The following is a 15,461-nucleotide window of genomic DNA, read 5'->3' on the forward strand; positions in this document are numbered from 1 at the left end:
CCGGACCGTGCGGCCCTCGCCCGTCACGATGACCGTTCCGGTGCAGCTGACTGCCATGGCTGTGCCTCCTGGTGAGTGCTCGTCCGATGAGCCCTTGTCGGCGTCACCGTTCTGACTGGTGATGAGTATTCGTGGTGACTTGAGAGAGTGTCAAGGCAAGGGCTCTCAACTGTCCTTGTTTCCTCCGGAAAGTGAGGATTATCAACCCAGGCTCAACCTTCATTCGATAACTCCCCCGATGGGTTACCCGATCTGGCGTCATGCTCGCCAGAAGGGAGGCCGACGGCCGCCACCGAGTCGACCCTCTGCTGTTCCCCCGGAGTTCAACCGCGTGCTCCTGACGCCACCCCGTCAACCCCCTACCTTCCCTGGGGGACTGCGAGAAGGAGCCATGGAAGACACGCAACCTGCCGTACGGGCACGGGGATTGACGAAGTGCTTCGGTGACGTCGTGGCGCTCGACGGAGTCGGGCTGGAGCTGCTCCCCGGGCGGATCCACGGGCTCGCCGGGCCGAACGGCGCGGGGAAGACCACCCTGCTCGGGCTGCTGCTCGGGCTGGCCGTCGCCGACGGCGGCGAGCTGGAGGTGCTGGGCAGACCGGTCGGCCGGGCGCTCGCGGCACCCGACGGCGTGGCGGGCTTCGTCGACGGCCCCGGCCTCTACCCCTCGCTGACCGCGCGGCGGAACCTGGCCGCGCTGGCGGCGCTGCGCGGGGAGGACACCGGCGCGGGCCGGATCGACGAGGTGCTGTACGAGGTCGGGCTGCGGGACGTCGCCGACGACCGGGTGCGCGGCTTCTCCCTGGGCATGCGCCAGCGACTCGGCCTGGCGGCCGCGCTGCTCACCCGGCCGCGGCTGCTGGTGCTCGACGAACCCTCCAACGGCCTGGACCCGGCCGGCCAGCAGCACGTCCACGGGGCGCTGCGCCGGCTCGCCGAGGACGGCGTGACCGTCGTGCTGTCCAGCCACCGGATGGACGACCTGGAGTCGCTCTGCTCCGAGGTGACGATCCTCGCCACCGGGCGGGTCCGGTTCTCCGGCCCGCTGGGCGGGTTGGCCGCCGACACCCGCGCGCTCCAGCACCGGCTGCTCACCTCCGACCTGGGCGCCGCGCGGCGGGTGGCCGTCGGGACGGCCGGGGTGACGGTGCTGGACGGGGCCGGGGCGTGGCGCGGTACGGAGGCGCTGGTGGTGCGCGCCACCGGGCCGGCCGTGGAGCGGCTGGTGGACGGACTGGTGCAGGAGGGCGTCCGGGTGCGCGAGGTCGCGCCCGTGGTGTCGCCGCTGGAGGCCGCGTACCTGGCCCTCACCGAGGAGCAGCAGGAGGACGGGCGATGAGCACGGTCACGGCCGGGGAGACGGCGGCCGGTGCGGCGGCAGGGGCCGGTGCGCGCCGGGTGCCGGTGGGCCGGGTGTACCGCTTCGAGCTGGTGAAGCTGGTCTCCCAGTGGCGGATCCGCCTGCTGGTGCTGGCCTGTTGGGCGCTGCCCGGGCTGTTCGTGGCCGCCGTCGCCCAGCAGGGCACGCTGCCCTCCGACACCCTGTTCGGCCGCTGGATGCACGCCACGGCGTGGGCCGGCCCGCTGGTGCTGCTGGGCTTCGCGGGCTCCTGGGCGCTGCCGTTGCTGACCTCGGTGGTCGCGGGCGACGTGTTCGCCGCCGAGGACCGGCTCGGCACCTGGCGGCACCTGCTGGTGGCGGTCCGTTCGCCGCGCCGGATCTTCCTCGCCAAGACCTTGGCGAGCGCAACCGTGATCGTCCTGCTGGTGGCCGGACTGGTGGCGTCCGGTACGGCGGGCGGGCTCGCCGCGGTGGGGAACCAGCCGCTGGTCGGCGTCGACGGGCACCTGCTGGCGCCGTCCGACGCGGCCGTGGGCGTCCTGCTGGCCTGGGCCGCCGCGCTGGCGCCGACGATGGCGCTGGCCTCGCTCGGCCTGCTCGGCTCGGTCGTGCTGGGCCGCTCCCCGATGGGCCTGCTGGTCCCCGCGCTGTCCGCGGTCGCGATGCAGCTCGCCCAGACGCTGCCGCTCCCGGTGCCGCTGCGGTTGGCCCTGCCCGGCTACGCCTTCGTCTCCTGGAACGGGCTGTTCGCCGATCCGAACCGGCTGCCGGAGCTGCTGATCGCGGTCGCGGTCAGCCTGGTCTGGGCCGTGGTGGCGACCGCCGCGGCCTACCGGCTGTTCGTCCGGCGGGACTTCACCAACGGCAGCGAGGACGGCGAGAAGCGACGCGCGCTCACCCACGGGGTGCTGCCGCTGGCCGGGCTGCTCGCGCTGACCACCGGGGTGGTCGCGGTGGCCGCGCCCTCGACGGGCTCGGGGATCAGCCGGGCGAAGGTCCAGCGGACGGTCTCCACCGTGTTCGCCCACCTGTACCGGCTGCAGACCGAGCAGTTGCACCGCCCCGCCGTGACCGAGGCCGACCTGCGGGTGGCCGCGGACTGCAACCGGGGCGACGGCCAGGTCGAACCGGAGGGCCCGGGCAACGACTGGCGCTGCGTGGTCACCTGGCACCTGCCCGGCACCGAGGCCCCCGGTACGGCGGTCTACCAGCTCGACGTCGCCTCGGACGGCCGGGTGATGGCCGACGGTGACGGGCCGAAGGAGGTCAACGGCTACTTCCTGGTCCACACCGGCACCGGGGACGCGCCGAACCCGCTCTGGCAGTTCGACGGCCAGATCGACCTGCTCGACTCCTCGACGGACTGAGCGCACTGAGCGCACTGAGCGCATGACCCGCACCACCCGCATCACCGGCACCACCCGCACCACCCGCACCACCCGCAGCGAAGACACCGGAATCAACGCAGCGCACTCACCACGAAGGGCTGACGCCATGCAGGTAACGCGTCGTCGACGAGTCCAGAAGGAGCACCCGGTGCTCCTCGGCCGCAAGGTCGGCCGCCGGGCCACCCTGGCCACGGCGTGCATCACGGCGGTGGCCGTGGCCACGGGCACCGCTTTCGCCACCACCCACCAGTTCGGCACCGACCAGGTCGGCCAGGTCACCGCCGACGGCCAGGTGATCTCCAGCGACCAGTACCTCGCCCCGTACGGCGACCGCCTGGTCATCGACAACGGCAAGCTGATGGGCTCCCGGGTCAGCCCGGACGGCACCCACCTGGCCGCCTCGCTGGCCGACGGCGACGCCTCGCTGGTCGTGGTCGACCTCAGGACCGGCAAGGTGCAACAGCGCGCCGGCAAGGCCAAGACCGCCGACCTGCACCTGACCGACGGCTCGGTCGGCCAGGAGGCCCCGGTCTACTCACCGGACGGCAAGCAGCTGTGGCTCGGCCAGCTCGACGGCTACACCAGGTTCACCGTGAACGCGGACGGCTCCCTGGCGAACCCGGTGAAGGTCGCCATCCCGGCCGACGGCAGCAAGCACGCGCTGGCCTCGGGCCTGGTGTTCTCGGCCGACGGCTCGACGGTGTACGCGGCCGTCAACGGCCAGAACCGGGTGGTCGAGATCAACACGGCCACCGGAGCGCTCGGGCAGAGCTGGACGACCGGCAACGCACCGCGCGGCATCGTCCAGGTCGGACACAAGCTGTACGTCAGCAACGAGGGCGGCCGCGCCGCCACCTCCGACGACGACACGCTGAACTCCTACGGCACCCAGGTGCCGGCCGATCCGGACACCGGTGCCACCACCACGGGCACCGTCAGCGTGATCGACCTGGCGGACCGCTCCGCCGCCGTCGGGTCCATCGAGGTGGGCCTGCACCCGACGGCCGTGTACGCCAAGGGCGGGACGGTCTTCGTCGCGGACACCTCCTCCGACCAGGTGTCCGTGATCGACGCGGTGCGGGGCAAGGTGGTGCAGCGGATCTCCACCAAGCCCTGGCCGGAGGCCTCCGTGGGCTACGAGCCCACCGCGATCACGCTCACCGACGACGGGCGCCTGCTGGTCACCCTCGGCCGGGCCGACGCCGTGGCCGTCTACCGCTTCGCCGGTGCCCAGGAGCCGGTGAGCTACGTCGGCCTGCTGCCCACCGACTACTTCCCGGCGGAGGTCACCACCGTCGGCTCCAAGGTGGTCGTCTCCAACACCCGTGGCATCGACGCGCGCCGCCCCAACTCCACCGGCGCCCACAACGCCCACGACACCACCTCCAGCCTGACGCAGTTCACCCTGCCGTCCGACCAGGAGATCCGCTCCCGGACGGACCAGGTCTTCCGGCAGAACGGCTGGACCAAGGGCGCCGTCCGGACGGCGGACGGGCACAAGGCGAAGCCCGTCGCGGTGCCGGCCCGGATCGGCGACCCGTCGACGATCAAGCACGTCTTCCTGATCGTCAAGGAGAACCGGACCTACGACCAGGTCTTCGGCGACATCGGCAAGGGCAACGGGGACCCGAAACTGGCCCAGTTCGGTGCCAACGTCACGCCCAACCAGCAGGCGCTGGCCAAGCAGTTCGGGCTCTACGACAACACCTACGACATCGGCACCAACTCCGCCGAGGGCCACAACTGGCTGATGCAGGCGGACAATCCGGAGTACACCGAGTCCTCGGCCGGGGAGTACGAGCGCAGTTACGACACCGAGGACGACGCCCTGGGCCACCAGCGCTCGGGCTTCCTGTGGACCGGCGCCCAGGCGGCCGGCCAGGACGTGCGCGACTTCGGCGAGTTCCACCAGTTCCTCACCAAGCCCGACGGCGCGAGCTGGCAGAACCTGTACTGCGACTCGAAGAACATGGACGCGACGGGCGACGACACCGCCTACCCGCTCAACTCCTCCTCGCCGATCCCCTCGCTCAACGACGTGTCGGTGCCCGGCTTCCCGAAGTTCGACACCGACGTGCCGGACCTCTACCGCTACCAGATCTGGAAGCAGGACTTCGAGCAGAACGGCCCGGCGGCCCTCAACATGCTGTGGCTGTCCAGCGACCACACCGGCGGTCCGGCCAGCCCGGCCGCGCAGGTCGCCGACAACGACCTCGCGGTCGGCAGGATCGTCCAGGAGATCTCGCACAGCGAGTACTGGAAGGACACCGCGATCTTCGTGGTCGAGGACGACTCCCAGGCCGGCCTCGACCACGTCGACGGCCACCGCGCCCCGATCCAGATCATCAGCCCCTGGGCCCAGCACGGCGCCGTCGACAGCCGCTACTACTCGCAGATCACCATGGTCCGCACCATCGAGCAGATCCTCGGGATCCACCCGATGAACCAGAAGGACAGCGCGGCCAGCCCGATGACCACCGCCTTCACCGACAAGCCGGACCTCACCCCGTTCACCGCGGTGCCCAACCGCACCTCGCTGACCGACGGCCTCAAGACCCCGCCGTCCTGCGGCGTCGACGTACCCGGCGCCCCGGACGCGAGCGCGGCGGCGGCGCCGGTGACCGTCGCCCCGCCGACGGCCGAGCGGCAGGTCGCTGCCCAGTGGGAGGACTGGAAGTCCAAGCAGCAGCTGACCGGCCCGAACGCGGCGCCGGACCGGGCCAACCCGGCCCAGATGAACCACCTGACCTGGTACCAGACGCACAACTGGCGGACCCCGTACCCGGGCGAGGACGCGATCCACGCCCCGAACGACGTCCCCGGCGCCTACATCCCCTCCGCGGAGAACGACGGCTGACACCCGCCGCTGACATCCGCCGCTGACACCCCGGACCGGCACTGCTCGGACCGGTCCGGGGCGTCGGCCCGCTCTCACACCACGATGACCCGGCGCCCGCGGGTGTGCCCGGCCCGGCTGTCGGCGTGCGCCGCCGCGGCCGCGGCCAGCGGGTACGAGGTGTCGACGGGGATGTGCAGCCGGCCCCGGGCGATCAGGTCGGCGGCCTCGGCGAGCGCCGCCGGGACGCTCCCGGCCGTGCCGGAGAACCGGACCCCGAGCCCGGGCGCGTCGAGGTCGGCGATGGACACCACCCTCCTCGGATCCCCGGTCAGTTCGACGAGTTCGCGGATCACACCGTTGCCGGCCAGGTCCAGGGCGGCGTCGACCGGGCCGAGCCCGTGCACCCGCTCCACCCAGCCCTCGCCGTACGTGGTGGCCAGCGCACCCAGGCCGCGCAGGTAGTCCTGGTTCGCGGCGCCGGCCGTGCCGATCACGGTGATGCCGCGGTCACGGGCGATCTGCAGCACCGCCGAACCGACGCCCCCGGCCGCACCGCTGACCAGCAGCGTCTGCCCCGGTCGTACGCCGACCTCGCGGAGGATGCGCAGCGCGGTCTCCACCACGGAGGGGTATCCCGCCGCCTCCTCGAAGCCCAGCCCCTCGGGCATCCTCGCCCAGGCGGACAGCACCGCGAACTCGGCGTAGGTGTCGACCCCCTCGCCGAACACGTGGTCGCCGACCTCGACCCCCTCGACCCCCGCCCCGACCTGGTCCACCACCCCGGCGGCGTCCAGTCCGACCCCGGCGGGCAGTCGGAGCGGATGGGCCCCCAGTACCTGGCCCTCCCGGAGCCGCCAGTCCACGGGGTTCACGCCCGCCGCCCGTACGGCGATCCGAATGCGGCCGGGGCCCGCCTCGGGCCGCGCGGCGTCCACCAGGCGCAGGACCTCCGGGCCGCCGAACTCGGTGTAGCTGACCTTCTTCATGGTCTCCATGCGGCCGACCGTAGCACTAACGGTTAGTATTTTGGAACTGTTCCGTTTTCATGGCTGATAGCATCACGGGCATGACCGAGCCGACCGGGACCACCGCCGTGACCGAGCCGACCGGCCGCCGCGAGCGCAAGAAGGCCGCGACCCGCCGGAAGATCGCCGACACCGCCCTGCGGCTCTTCCTGGAGCGCGGCTACGACGCGGTGGGCATCCGCGAGGTGGCCGCCGAGGCCGACGTCGCCGTCACCACGGTCTTCTCCCACTTCGCCGCCAAGGAGGCCCTGGTCTTCGAGCAGGACGAGGACTTCGAACAGCGCCTCGTCCTGGCCGTCACCGACCGGACCCCCGAGGAACCGCTGATCCCCGCCCTGCGCCGCGAGATCCACGCCATGGTGCGGCACTGCACGGCCGACGGCGCCGCCACGATCTGGCGCCTGATCGACTCCTCGCCCGCCCTGCGCGCCTACGAGGAGTCGATGCGGCTGCGCCACGCCGCGGCCCTGGGCGCGGCCATCACCGCCCTGCCCGGGCAGACCCGCACCCCCACCGCCTGCCGGGCCGTCGCCCGCTTCGTGATCGACGCCTTCTCGCTGGCCCGCGACGCGGCCGACCCGGCGGCCACGGTGGACGAGGTCTTCCGGATGATCGAAGCCGCCTGGGCGCCGCACCCCGCCTGACCGGACGCCGGAGCCCGGGGTGGGGCGGCCGCGTTCAGGGCCGCCCCACCCCGGGCAGTGTCAGGTCGCCGGTCGGGCTCGGTTCGGGCTCAGTACTGGCGGGACTGCTTCCACATGACGTACCCGTTCAGGTTGGTGGCGACCAGGTAGGCGCGGTAGGCGTCCATGATGAGCCGCGGGCCGTACGCCGAGGCGAAGGCGATGGCCTCGCGGGTCCAGTCGCCGTGCGAGCCGGTGTCCTGGACGTCCTCCAGGTACAGCACGCCCGTGCCCTGCTGCCGGACGGCGACCTGCCCCCAGCCGGAGCCCGCCATGGCGATGGCCGGCTCCGAGTCGGTCTGCACGCCGTCCAGGATGCTCCGCCCGTACCAGGCGTTGTCCTGGTAGTACGTGCGGATGACGTTCACCCGGTTGTCGAGCCCCCGGTAGGCCATCAGCAGCAGGTTGTTGGCGGGGCTGAACGCCAGCGCCGGGGAGGAGTTGCTCGTCGCGCCGGCGACCCGCACCGGGTCGCCCCAGAGGTTGTTCGGGATGTTGAAGATCATGCTCCAGATCTCGTTGCTGTTCGCGCCGTGGAACGCCAGCGAGATGTTGTTGTGCGGCAGCGCGGCGATGGCCACCGGGCGGCCGTCGTTCGTCTGGGCGCCGTTCGGGACCTGGATCCAGTTGCCGAAGTTCAGGTACCGCTGGCCGTTGTTGGCCTGGTTCACGGTCAGGACGCAGTAGAAGATGAACCCGTTGGTGCCGGTGTGGAACAGCACGAACTGGGCCCCGCCCATGTAGACCACCTGCGGGCTGGCATTGGTCGTCCCCGCGAGGCGGACCGGTCGGCCGTGGTCGAGCGAGAGGTACATGCCGGGGTTGTCGTATCCGCGCCACACCTGGATGAGATCGCCGTTGGTGGCCCGGGCCTCGCCCATGAAGCCGTTCGCCCGGACCGGGACGTTGTCCTCGATCTCGCTGGCCCAGGTGCTGCTCTCGCCGAACACGGCGGCGGACGCGGGGGCGTTGGAGAACATCAGCACGGCCAGGGCGGTCGTCGCGGTGACGGCGGCCATGCGCCACTTGGCGCGAAGGGAGCTCATGGGAATTCCTTGGAAGAGAACATCGGGGGACCGACGGCCGGGGGTGGGGCACCCTCCGACCGCCGACACCGATGCTTCCCGCTCCGACGCACACGCAGCATCAGTCATTTGACTGTCGAGTCCCGGACGTCGCGTCGGGGCCGCCCTGCTCGGCGGCGACGCCGAGGAGATCATCGCCCGGAACGCGCGCAATCCGACCTTCACCGACGTCCGCCACGGAGTGATGCCCGGGTAGCCGGGCCGCCCGCCGTCGGACTGCCGTGATTCCTCCGCTTCGTAGACGGAGTTCCCTTGTCCGTAAATGTCTGGCCATTCGGGCTGCGTCGGGGGAGACTCCGGACCATGGACATGGGTATCTCCGGTTTCGAACCGTCCTTCCTGATCGGGATCGAGGCGGTGCGGCAGGCGCACGGCCCGCGCCTCGCCGCGCTCGCGGGCAGGCGGCTGACGGGCTTCGCCGTGGTGCGCTTCGCCGAGGACGGGGAGTGGTTCGCCGACTGTCCGGTGGTGCTGGACTTCGACGGTGTCCGGGTGGAGGTCTGCCACCGGTACCTCGACAGGCTGTCCATCGGCTGGGGCACGATCGACACCGGGGCGCACATCGTCAACTGGGAGTGGTTCGAGTTCTCGCCCGAGTGGTCCCGTGCCGACGAGGTCCTGGAGCCGTTCGTCGGGCAGGAACTGCGCGAGGTCCGGCTGCTGGAATGGCGACCGGCGGGGCCCGATCTGGCGAACGGAACGGTGGCGGTGGAATTCGACTTCGGCGGTGGCACCCTGCGGATCGTCAACGGGCTGGACGAGAACCATCTGGAGGTCGGCGCGGCCCATCCTGACTACGTTGCGTACGAGTTGGTCGGCTGATCGGTCGGGCGGGTGCGGAGCGTGAACCTGGCCTTGGGGCGGCTCAGGGCCCCCGTCCGGTGGTAGAAGCGGATGGCGTCGGTGTTCCAGTCGGGTGTCTGCCACTGCACCTGCGCGGCGCCCAGTGCTGCGGCCGCTTCCCGTACGGCGTCGAGCAGGGCGCGGCCCCACCCGCCGCCCCGGTGGGCCTCGGTGACGAACAGGCAGTCCAGGTGGACGTAGTCGGCGGCCTGCCAGGTGGAGAACTCCCGGGAGAAACTCGCGTAGCCGGTCAGTTCGCCGCCGTGGTCGACCACCAGGCACCACGCCCTCGGCTGCGCGGCGAACAGTGCGGGCGCCAGCCGGGCGGCGAGGTCCGCGGGCACCGGCTCGGCGCGCTCGTAGGCGGCGTGGTCGGCGCACAGCCGGGCGAGCGCGGGCAGGTCGGCCGGGGTGGCCGGGCGGATCGTGCCGCCCGGCCGTGCGGCGGCGCTCAGCATGCGCAGGAGATGCCCGAGCGCGGGGCGGTCAGGTCGTCGACGGGGCGGCTCTCGGGGCCGGTGGCGGTGTCGTACGCGAAGCCCTCGCGGACCCAGTACTCGAAGCCGCCGAGCATCTCCTTGACGGGGTGGCCGAGGAGGGCGAAGGCCAGGGCCGCCCGGGTGGCGCCGTTGCAGCCGGGGCCCCAGCAGTAGGTGACCACGGTCCGGGTGGCCGGGTCGATCAACTTCGGTGCGAGCTCGGCGATCCGCGCGGTGGGGATGTGCACGGCGCCGGGGATGTGGCCCTGGTTCCAGGCGACCTCGCTGCGGGTGTCGACCACCACCACACCGGGTGCGCCGGACGCCAGGTCGGCGTGGACGTCGGAGACGTCCGCCTCGAAGGCGAGTCGGGCGGCGTAGTGGGCGGCGGCCTCGGCCGGGGTGGCGGCGGGCACGGTCAGGACGGCGCTGGCGGACATCGGAAACCTCGTGTTCCTGCTGGTGGGGAGGGGTTCGGTGCGGCCGTTCCGGGTTTCCCCGGTCGGCGATGACTCCATCCTCCGGTCCCGGGGCCCACCCCCACGAGTGGCGTGAACGCCGAAGGCCGTCAAGATCCCGCCAGGTGCTGTCGGCCCGTCGGGAGAGGATGACGACATGACGATCACACCCACGCTGGTGGCCAGCTACCCGATCCCGAGCGGGAGCAACTCCCGCTCCTCCGTCGATCCGACCGGCCCCGTTCCCCGCCTGGAGGTCCACGACGGCACCTCGCTGCGCCTCTACGACCTGCGGGAGCAGGCCGAACTGACGGCCGAGTTCCCGGCCCCGGGCCCCGAGTGGTGGGCGCCGGTGTGGACGGCTCCCGACCTCTCCTTCGCCGTCTTCGGCGCCGGGGACGGGTACGTCGCGATGGCCCAGGACGGCACGGAGCTCTGGCGGCAGCCGTACGGCACCTGGCGGGTGGACCGCTGGGGCCACGTCCTGTTCACGGTGACCGGTGCCGACCGGGAGCTCCGGATCTGGCTGCGACTGCCCTCCGGACTGCCGGACGCCACCGTCTTCCTGACCCTGGACGCCGAGGGACGGGTGCTGGCCCGGAGCGTGCTCGAGTGCGGCGGCTACGAGCGGTACGCCCACCTGCTCCTGGACGCGGACGGCGAGGTCATCGGGGTGGACGTCTCGGGCGGTTCCGGGCCGACCACCCGCCACCGGCTCCGCCGGGAGTCCGGCGCCCTCGTCCTGGCCGAGCCGCTGCCGCAGGACACGGTCCCCCGGCTCCCGGCGGACCGCGACTACCTGGACGCGGACTCCGGCAACACCCGCTGCATGACCGTCGATCGGAGGGGCCGGGACATCAGCTGGCACGCCGTGCCCTCCTACGAGGTCACCGCCACGCTCCGGCTGAGCGACTTCCCGGCCCCCGGCACCGGCGACTGCTCGGTCCACAACGACCCGTCCATCTCCTCCTGGTGCCGTTTCGTGGACGACTCCACCGTGCTGGTGACCCTGCACAACCGCTACGACGAGGGCGCCGTGCTCCTCTTCGGCGAGCAGGACTGGCGCGAGTACAGCCACTGGCTCGCCGACCCCGCCACCGGCGCCCTGCACGGCCGCCTGGAGTACCCGATGTCCGAGGTCGACTACGTGCTGCCCCTGGGCGACGGCACCTGGCTCACCCAGGAGTGGAACGCCTACCGCCGCTGGCGCCGCTGACCACCCCCGGTAATCAGACGTCGGGCAGGGCGGCCAGCAGCCGGTCGATCTCCTCGGGGGAGTTGTAGGCGTGCAGGCTGACCCGGACCGAGGTGTCGGTCTCGCCGGCGCGGGCCTGGCAGTGGCCGTCGGCGCGGACCATCAGGCCGTGGCTGGCGAGGACGAAGCCGAGGTCGTTGGAGGGGATCGCGCGGTGCCGGAAGGTGACGATGGCCTCGCGGCGCTGCACCGGGGAGTCGGCGGCCAGGCTCTGTCCGCAGCCGAGCACCTGGTAGGCGTCGGAGCCGCGCAGGCCGTCGGTGAGGCGGGTGGCCAGGGCGGTGGTCCAGCGTCGGATGCGGTCGGTGCCGGCGGCGTCGAGCCAGTCCAGGGCGGCCTCCAGGCCGGCGATCCCGCAGGTGTTGGGGGTGCCGCTCCAGCCGCCGGGGCGGAACTCCGGGCCGCGGGTGTTGCGGGCCCAGACGGCGCCGGTGCCGGGCAGGGCGAGCGCCTTGTGGCCGGAGAAGACCACGAAGTCGACGTCGAGGCGGCCGACGTCCACCGGCAGGTGGCCGACGCTCTGCGCCGCGTCCAGGCAGATCGGCACGTCGGGGCCGACGGCGGCCCGGATCCGGTGGACGTTCATGTCGGCGCCGTAGACGTGGTGGACGTGGGTGGCGGCGACGAAGGCCGTCCGCTCGGTGACGAGTCCGGGCAGCGCCCGGTGGTCGTAGTCGTGCGAGGCCGGGTCGTACGGGAGTTCGCGGACCCGGACGCGGACGCCGCGGTCGGCGAGCAGCTGCTGGGCCTCCAGCCAGGGCAGGGCGTTGGCCTGGTGGTCGGCGAAGGGCACGATGATCTCGTCGCCGTCCCGCAGGTGCCGGGGGAGCCAGTCCCGGGCCACCGTGCGCAGGCCCTCGGTGGTGCCGCTGACGAAGTGCACTCCGGAGGGCTGCCCGGGCGCCGGGTCGCCGAGGAAGGCGGCGACCCGGGTGCGGGTGCGTTCGACCAGCGCGGTGGTGGCGTTGGCCCAGGTGTAGGTGCCGCGCCCGGCGTTGGCGTTGGCGGTGGTCAGGTAGTGGTGGACGGCGTCGAGCACCGCCCGCGGCTTCTGGGCGGTGGCCGCGCTGTCCAGGTAGGCCTGCTCGGGGGCGCCGGTGATGATCGGGAACTGCTTCCGCAACTCCCGGTGCCAGCCGTCCAGTTCGTCGAGGGTGCTCATGCGCGGCCTCCGTTCAGTCCCGGACCAGCGGCGCGCCCGCGTCGCGCCAGCCGATGATGCCGCCCGCCAGGCTGCGGGCGTCCTGGTGCCCCATCCGGGTGAGCAGCGCGGCGTACCGGACCGACTTCTCGCCGACCGGACAGGTCAGCAGGACGGGCCGGCGGGTGCCGAACGGCATTCCCCCGTGCAGGAGTTCCTCGAACAGCTCGTCGACGATGTTGACCGAGCCCTCGATGTGCAGCGCGGCGTAGGCGAAGGGGCCGCGCAGGTCGACCACCAGCGGGTGCTCCTCGGCGATCCACTTGCGGGCGGCGTCCACGTCGACGGCCCGGGCGGCGGCGAGTTCGGCCTCGGTCAGGGTGCCCACCGAGTTCGGCCGGGCGGGCCGGTGGAACAGCTCGGGGCGGCGGTCGCGGATGTAGCCGAGGTAGCTCTCGACCCGGTCACAGACGATGAACACGGCCGTCCGACGCTCCTCGGTGCCCGTCGACTCGGCGTCCAGGGAGCGGAGGTGGCGCAGCGCGCCGTAGTAGGCGCCGCCGCCGGTCGGGCCGGCCAGCAGGCCGCAGCGGCGGATCAGGGTGAGCATGCCGTCGATGGCCTGATCGGCGGTCACCGAGGCGATGCTGTCGTAGGTGTCGGGGTCGAACAGACCGACCTCGTGCACCTCGTCGATGGTGCGGATGCCGGGGATGAAGTCGGACTTGTGGGCGACCAGTCCGAGCACCTCGACCGCCGGGTTGTGGGCACGCAGCACGGTTGCCACGCCGGTGGAGGAGCCGGCGGTGCCGACGCAGGCGATGAACACGTCCGGGGCGCGGCCGTCGAGGTCGCGGACGATCTCCGGGCCGGTGCCGGTGAGGTGGGCGTCGAGGTTGAGCGGGTTGAAGTACTGGTCGGTGTGCAGGTAGCCGGATTCGGCCGAGGAGAGCATCCGGTGGATGCGGGTGAGCGGGTCGTCGGCGTCGGTGGGGTCGAGGCACTCGGCGCGGCCGGGCAGTTCCTCGATCTCGGCGCCGAGCAGCAGCAGGAGGTCCTTGACCTCGGGGACCTTCATCCGGTTGGTGACGCTCTTGAACGGCAGGCCGTGCATGCCCGCGATCAGCGCGAGCGCCTTGGCGGTGTTGCCGCTGGAGAGTTCCACGATGGTGTCGCCGCGCGCGACGGCGGCGGGGAGCGCCTCGCGGGTCATGTTCCAGGCGGCGCGGTCCTTGACCGAGCCGAAGGGGTTGAGCAGTTCGAGCTTGGCGTACAGGTCGATGGTGCGCAGGCCGGTCACGGCCGGGTCGATCCGGACCAGCGGGGTGTCGCCGATCGCGTCGGTGATGCTGTCGTACCTCATACGCGTCCGTCCCCCTGGGGTGTCGCGGGCCCCGCGGTGTCGAGGGGCCAGTACTGCTCGTCGAGGCGCCAGTGCCAGGCGCCGTCCTGGCGGTAGGCGGCGACCTTGCGCGCGACGGGCTGCCGGATCGGTCCGCCGGCGTTGAAGTCCATCAGGTAGCCCGCGGTGTTGGCGAAGGCGAGCAGGTCGCCGGGGGCGGGGAGGCGGGGGAGGTGGACCACGCGACGGGTGATCAGGTCGGCCTCCAGGCAGAGGTTGCCGAGCAGGTGGACGCCGACGGGCTCGTCCGGGGTGGCCGGGTTGGCGGAGGTGGCGGGGGCGCCGGAGCGGGGGATCAGCACCGGGTCCATCAGTACCCCGTGGTCCTCCAGCCCGGCGTCCCGGGCGTTCATCTCCAGCCGCACCAGCTGCTCGTCGCCCGGCCCCCGCCGCACCTCCAGGACGCGGGCGAGGGTGGCCCCGCACTGGTCGACCAGGGCCCGGCCGGGTTCGACGGCCAGGTCGTACATGTTCTCCAGCAGCAGGGTGGCCAGCGGCCGGCCGAGGGTGGGTGCGGGGTGGGAGAGCAGTTCGTCCAGGTAGGCCTCGGCGGCGACCGGGCGGTGCGCGGGGTAGAGGCCCAGCGCGCCGCGCAGGGTGCCGGACTCGTTCCGGAGCCCGTAGCCGTGCCCCTGCCAGGTGAGCGGGGGCCGCCGGCCCAGGACGGCGTCGGTCAGTGCGGTGGTGTAGCGCTCCCACTGGGCGGCGTCGGCCAGGTAGTTGACGCCGAAGCCGCCGCCGATGTCGATGGTGCGGGGGTGCAGGCCGCGGCGGTGGCACTCGTCCATGATCCGGATGCAGGCTTCCAGGGCGACGGCCTTCTCGCCGATGCCGGTGGTGTCCAAGTGGTAGGCGACGCCGGTGAGTTCGACGGTGTCGCGGTGGCGTTCGAGGGCGTCCAGCAGTGCGTCGAGCTCGTCGGCCGGGACGCCGAAGCGGCTCGGCCGGGTGAGGACGGTGACGCCGGGCGAGCGGAAGCCGGAGAGCCGGGGCATGACGGGCACCCGGGGGAGGGCGTGCTTGCGCACCAGGTCGGCCAGCTCGTCGAGTTCGGCCAGGGTGTCCAGGTGGACGGTGGCGCCGGTGCGGGCGGCCAGCCAGAGGAACTCGCGGGTCTTCGGGCCGGTGGCCATGATCCGCTCGGGGGCGCAGCCGGCGCCGAGCGCGTGCTGGAGCTCGCCGAGCGAGGCGACGTCGACCCCGGCGTCGGTGGCAGTGTCTGCGGCGGCGAGCCGCCGGACCAGGGCGCTGGAGCGGTTGGCCTTGTGGGCGAAGTAGATCCGCCCGGTGAGCCGGTGCTTGCGGTAGACGGACCGGAAGCGGGCCAGGTTGTCGGCGAGCTGCTCGGGCAGCAGCAGGTTGAGCGGTGACCCGAGCGCGTCGACCAGGGTGTGCAGGAGGTCGGGGGTGTCCAGGAGGGATCGGAGCCGGGGCTCCAGCCGTGGTTCCAGGTACAGCGGTGAGGGCCGCATGGTGGTCAGCCTCCCGTCGGTGGTCCGGGGTGAGGGGCGCACGGCTCGC

The 15,461-nt window shown here is 72.5% G+C and carries 13 protein-coding genes; 6 read left to right on the top strand and 7 right to left on the bottom strand.

Going from position 1 to position 15,461, the window contains the following annotated elements; genetic code table 11:
* Nucleotides 1–391: 391 nt before the first annotated feature.
* The 3 genes from ACFV8H_RS08770 to ACFV8H_RS08780 all read left to right on the top strand — a co-directional run bounded on the left by ACFV8H_RS08770 (nucleotide 392) and on the right by ACFV8H_RS08780 (nucleotide 5,587).
* Nucleotides 392–1,339, top strand: coding sequence for an ABC transporter ATP-binding protein (locus ACFV8H_RS08770; protein WP_380397672.1), 948 nt, complete (start codon nucleotides 392–394; stop codon nucleotides 1,337–1,339).
* Nucleotides 1,336–2,709, top strand: coding sequence for an ABC transporter permease (locus ACFV8H_RS08775; RefSeq protein ID WP_380397674.1), 1,374 nt, complete (start codon nucleotides 1,336–1,338; stop codon nucleotides 2,707–2,709). Before ACFV8H_RS08770 ends, ACFV8H_RS08775 begins: the two co-directional genes overlap by 4 nt.
* A gap of 127 nt (nucleotides 2,710–2,836) precedes the next feature.
* Nucleotides 2,837–5,587 carry an alkaline phosphatase family protein gene (locus ACFV8H_RS08780; protein ID WP_380397909.1) on the top strand — a complete coding sequence of 917 codons (2,751 nt, stop codon included), beginning with the start codon at nucleotides 2,837–2,839 and terminating at the stop codon, nucleotides 5,585–5,587.
* A gap of 74 nt (nucleotides 5,588–5,661) precedes the next feature.
* On the opposite strand, the gene ACFV8H_RS08785 is transcribed toward ACFV8H_RS08780, so the two are convergent.
* The gene (locus ACFV8H_RS08785) at nucleotides 5,662–6,555 is read right to left on the bottom strand and encodes an NADP-dependent oxidoreductase (RefSeq protein ID WP_380397911.1); all 894 of its coding nucleotides are present in this window, start codon (nucleotides 6,553–6,555) and stop codon (nucleotides 5,662–5,664) included.
* A gap of 107 nt (nucleotides 6,556–6,662) precedes the next feature.
* On the opposite strand from ACFV8H_RS08785, the gene ACFV8H_RS08790 reads away from it, so the two are divergent.
* Complete coding sequence (locus ACFV8H_RS08790; protein WP_380397913.1) at nucleotides 6,663–7,238, top strand: TetR/AcrR family transcriptional regulator; 576 nt, start codon at nucleotides 6,663–6,665, stop codon at nucleotides 7,236–7,238.
* An 89-nt stretch (nucleotides 7,239–7,327) separates the two neighbouring features.
* On the opposite strand, the gene ACFV8H_RS08795 is transcribed toward ACFV8H_RS08790, so the two are convergent.
* Nucleotides 7,328–8,323: a hypothetical protein gene (locus ACFV8H_RS08795; RefSeq protein ID WP_380397675.1), complete on the bottom strand. Its 996-nt coding sequence runs from the start codon at nucleotides 8,321–8,323 to the stop codon at nucleotides 7,328–7,330.
* Between the two features lie 342 nt (nucleotides 8,324–8,665).
* Between ACFV8H_RS08795 and ACFV8H_RS08800 the strand changes: the two genes are divergently transcribed.
* Entirely contained in the window at nucleotides 8,666–9,184 is a 519-nt protein-coding gene (locus ACFV8H_RS08800; protein WP_380397677.1) for a hypothetical protein, read from the top strand.
* On the opposite strand, the gene ACFV8H_RS08805 is transcribed toward ACFV8H_RS08800, so the two are convergent.
* Both ACFV8H_RS08805 and ACFV8H_RS08810 read right to left on the bottom strand, forming a co-directional pair.
* Nucleotides 9,157–9,663: a GNAT family N-acetyltransferase gene (locus tag ACFV8H_RS08805; RefSeq protein WP_380397678.1), complete on the bottom strand. Its 507-nt coding sequence runs from the start codon at nucleotides 9,661–9,663 to the stop codon at nucleotides 9,157–9,159. The genes ACFV8H_RS08800 and ACFV8H_RS08805 overlap by 28 nt on opposite strands.
* Nucleotides 9,657–10,124, bottom strand: a complete 468-nt coding sequence (locus tag ACFV8H_RS08810; protein ID WP_380397680.1) for a rhodanese-like domain-containing protein — start codon at nucleotides 10,122–10,124, stop codon at nucleotides 9,657–9,659. The genes ACFV8H_RS08805 and ACFV8H_RS08810 overlap by 7 nt, the downstream gene beginning before the upstream one ends.
* A gap of 175 nt (nucleotides 10,125–10,299) precedes the next feature.
* Here ACFV8H_RS08810 and ACFV8H_RS08815 point away from each other — a divergent pair, with 175 nt between their 5' ends.
* Nucleotides 10,300–11,358 (top strand): hypothetical protein, encoded by a 1,059-nt coding sequence (locus tag ACFV8H_RS08815; protein ID WP_380397682.1) that lies wholly within the window; start codon nucleotides 10,300–10,302, stop codon nucleotides 11,356–11,358.
* A gap of 13 nt (nucleotides 11,359–11,371) precedes the next feature.
* Here ACFV8H_RS08815 and ACFV8H_RS08820 read toward each other — a convergent pair whose 3' ends face one another.
* From ACFV8H_RS08820 to ACFV8H_RS08830, 3 genes are read right to left on the bottom strand one after another with little or no spacing between them, the layout of a single operon-like run.
* Nucleotides 11,372–12,559 carry an aminotransferase class V-fold PLP-dependent enzyme gene (locus tag ACFV8H_RS08820; RefSeq protein ID WP_380397684.1) on the bottom strand — a complete coding sequence of 396 codons (1,188 nt, stop codon included), beginning with the start codon at nucleotides 12,557–12,559 and terminating at the stop codon, nucleotides 11,372–11,374.
* 13 nt (nucleotides 12,560–12,572) lie between these two features.
* The gene (locus ACFV8H_RS08825; protein WP_380397686.1) at nucleotides 12,573–13,901 is read right to left on the bottom strand and encodes a pyridoxal-phosphate dependent enzyme; all 1,329 of its coding nucleotides are present in this window, start codon (nucleotides 13,899–13,901) and stop codon (nucleotides 12,573–12,575) included.
* A complete protein-coding gene (locus ACFV8H_RS08830) occupies nucleotides 13,898–15,412 on the bottom strand; it encodes a Y4yA family PLP-dependent enzyme (protein WP_380397688.1) in 1,515 nt (504 codons plus the stop codon). Before ACFV8H_RS08830 ends, ACFV8H_RS08825 begins: the two co-directional genes overlap by 4 nt.
* Nucleotides 15,413–15,461 lie beyond the last annotated feature (49 nt).

Origin of the sequence: Kitasatospora sp. NPDC059827 (genome assembly GCF_042731675.1) — a bacterium.
Lineage (GTDB): Bacteria > Actinomycetota > Actinomycetes > Streptomycetales > Streptomycetaceae > Kitasatospora.

Coding starts and splice junctions, on each gene's coding strand:
- ACFV8H_RS08830 (WP_380397688.1), bottom strand. CDS start 15,412: ATGCGGCCCTCACCGCTGTACCTGGAACCACGGCTGGAGCCCCGGCTC.
- ACFV8H_RS08805 (WP_380397678.1), bottom strand. CDS start 9,663: ATGCTGAGCGCCGCCGCACGGCCGGGCGGCACGATCCGCCCGGCCACC.
- ACFV8H_RS08820 (WP_380397684.1), bottom strand. CDS start 12,559: ATGAGCACCCTCGACGAACTGGACGGCTGGCACCGGGAGTTGCGGAAG.
- ACFV8H_RS08815 (WP_380397682.1), top strand. CDS start 10,300: ATGACGATCACACCCACGCTGGTGGCCAGCTACCCGATCCCGAGCGGG.
- ACFV8H_RS08770 (WP_380397672.1), top strand. CDS start 392: ATGGAAGACACGCAACCTGCCGTACGGGCACGGGGATTGACGAAGTGC.
- ACFV8H_RS08785 (WP_380397911.1), bottom strand. CDS start 6,555: ATGAAGAAGGTCAGCTACACCGAGTTCGGCGGCCCGGAGGTCCTGCGC.
- ACFV8H_RS08775 (WP_380397674.1), top strand. CDS start 1,336: ATGAGCACGGTCACGGCCGGGGAGACGGCGGCCGGTGCGGCGGCAGGG.
- ACFV8H_RS08825 (WP_380397686.1), bottom strand. CDS start 13,901: ATGAGGTACGACAGCATCACCGACGCGATCGGCGACACCCCGCTGGTC.
- ACFV8H_RS08810 (WP_380397680.1), bottom strand. CDS start 10,124: ATGTCCGCCAGCGCCGTCCTGACCGTGCCCGCCGCCACCCCGGCCGAG.
- ACFV8H_RS08800 (WP_380397677.1), top strand. CDS start 8,666: ATGGACATGGGTATCTCCGGTTTCGAACCGTCCTTCCTGATCGGGATC.
- ACFV8H_RS08780 (WP_380397909.1), top strand. CDS start 2,837: ATGCAGGTAACGCGTCGTCGACGAGTCCAGAAGGAGCACCCGGTGCTC.
- ACFV8H_RS08795 (WP_380397675.1), bottom strand. CDS start 8,323: ATGAGCTCCCTTCGCGCCAAGTGGCGCATGGCCGCCGTCACCGCGACG.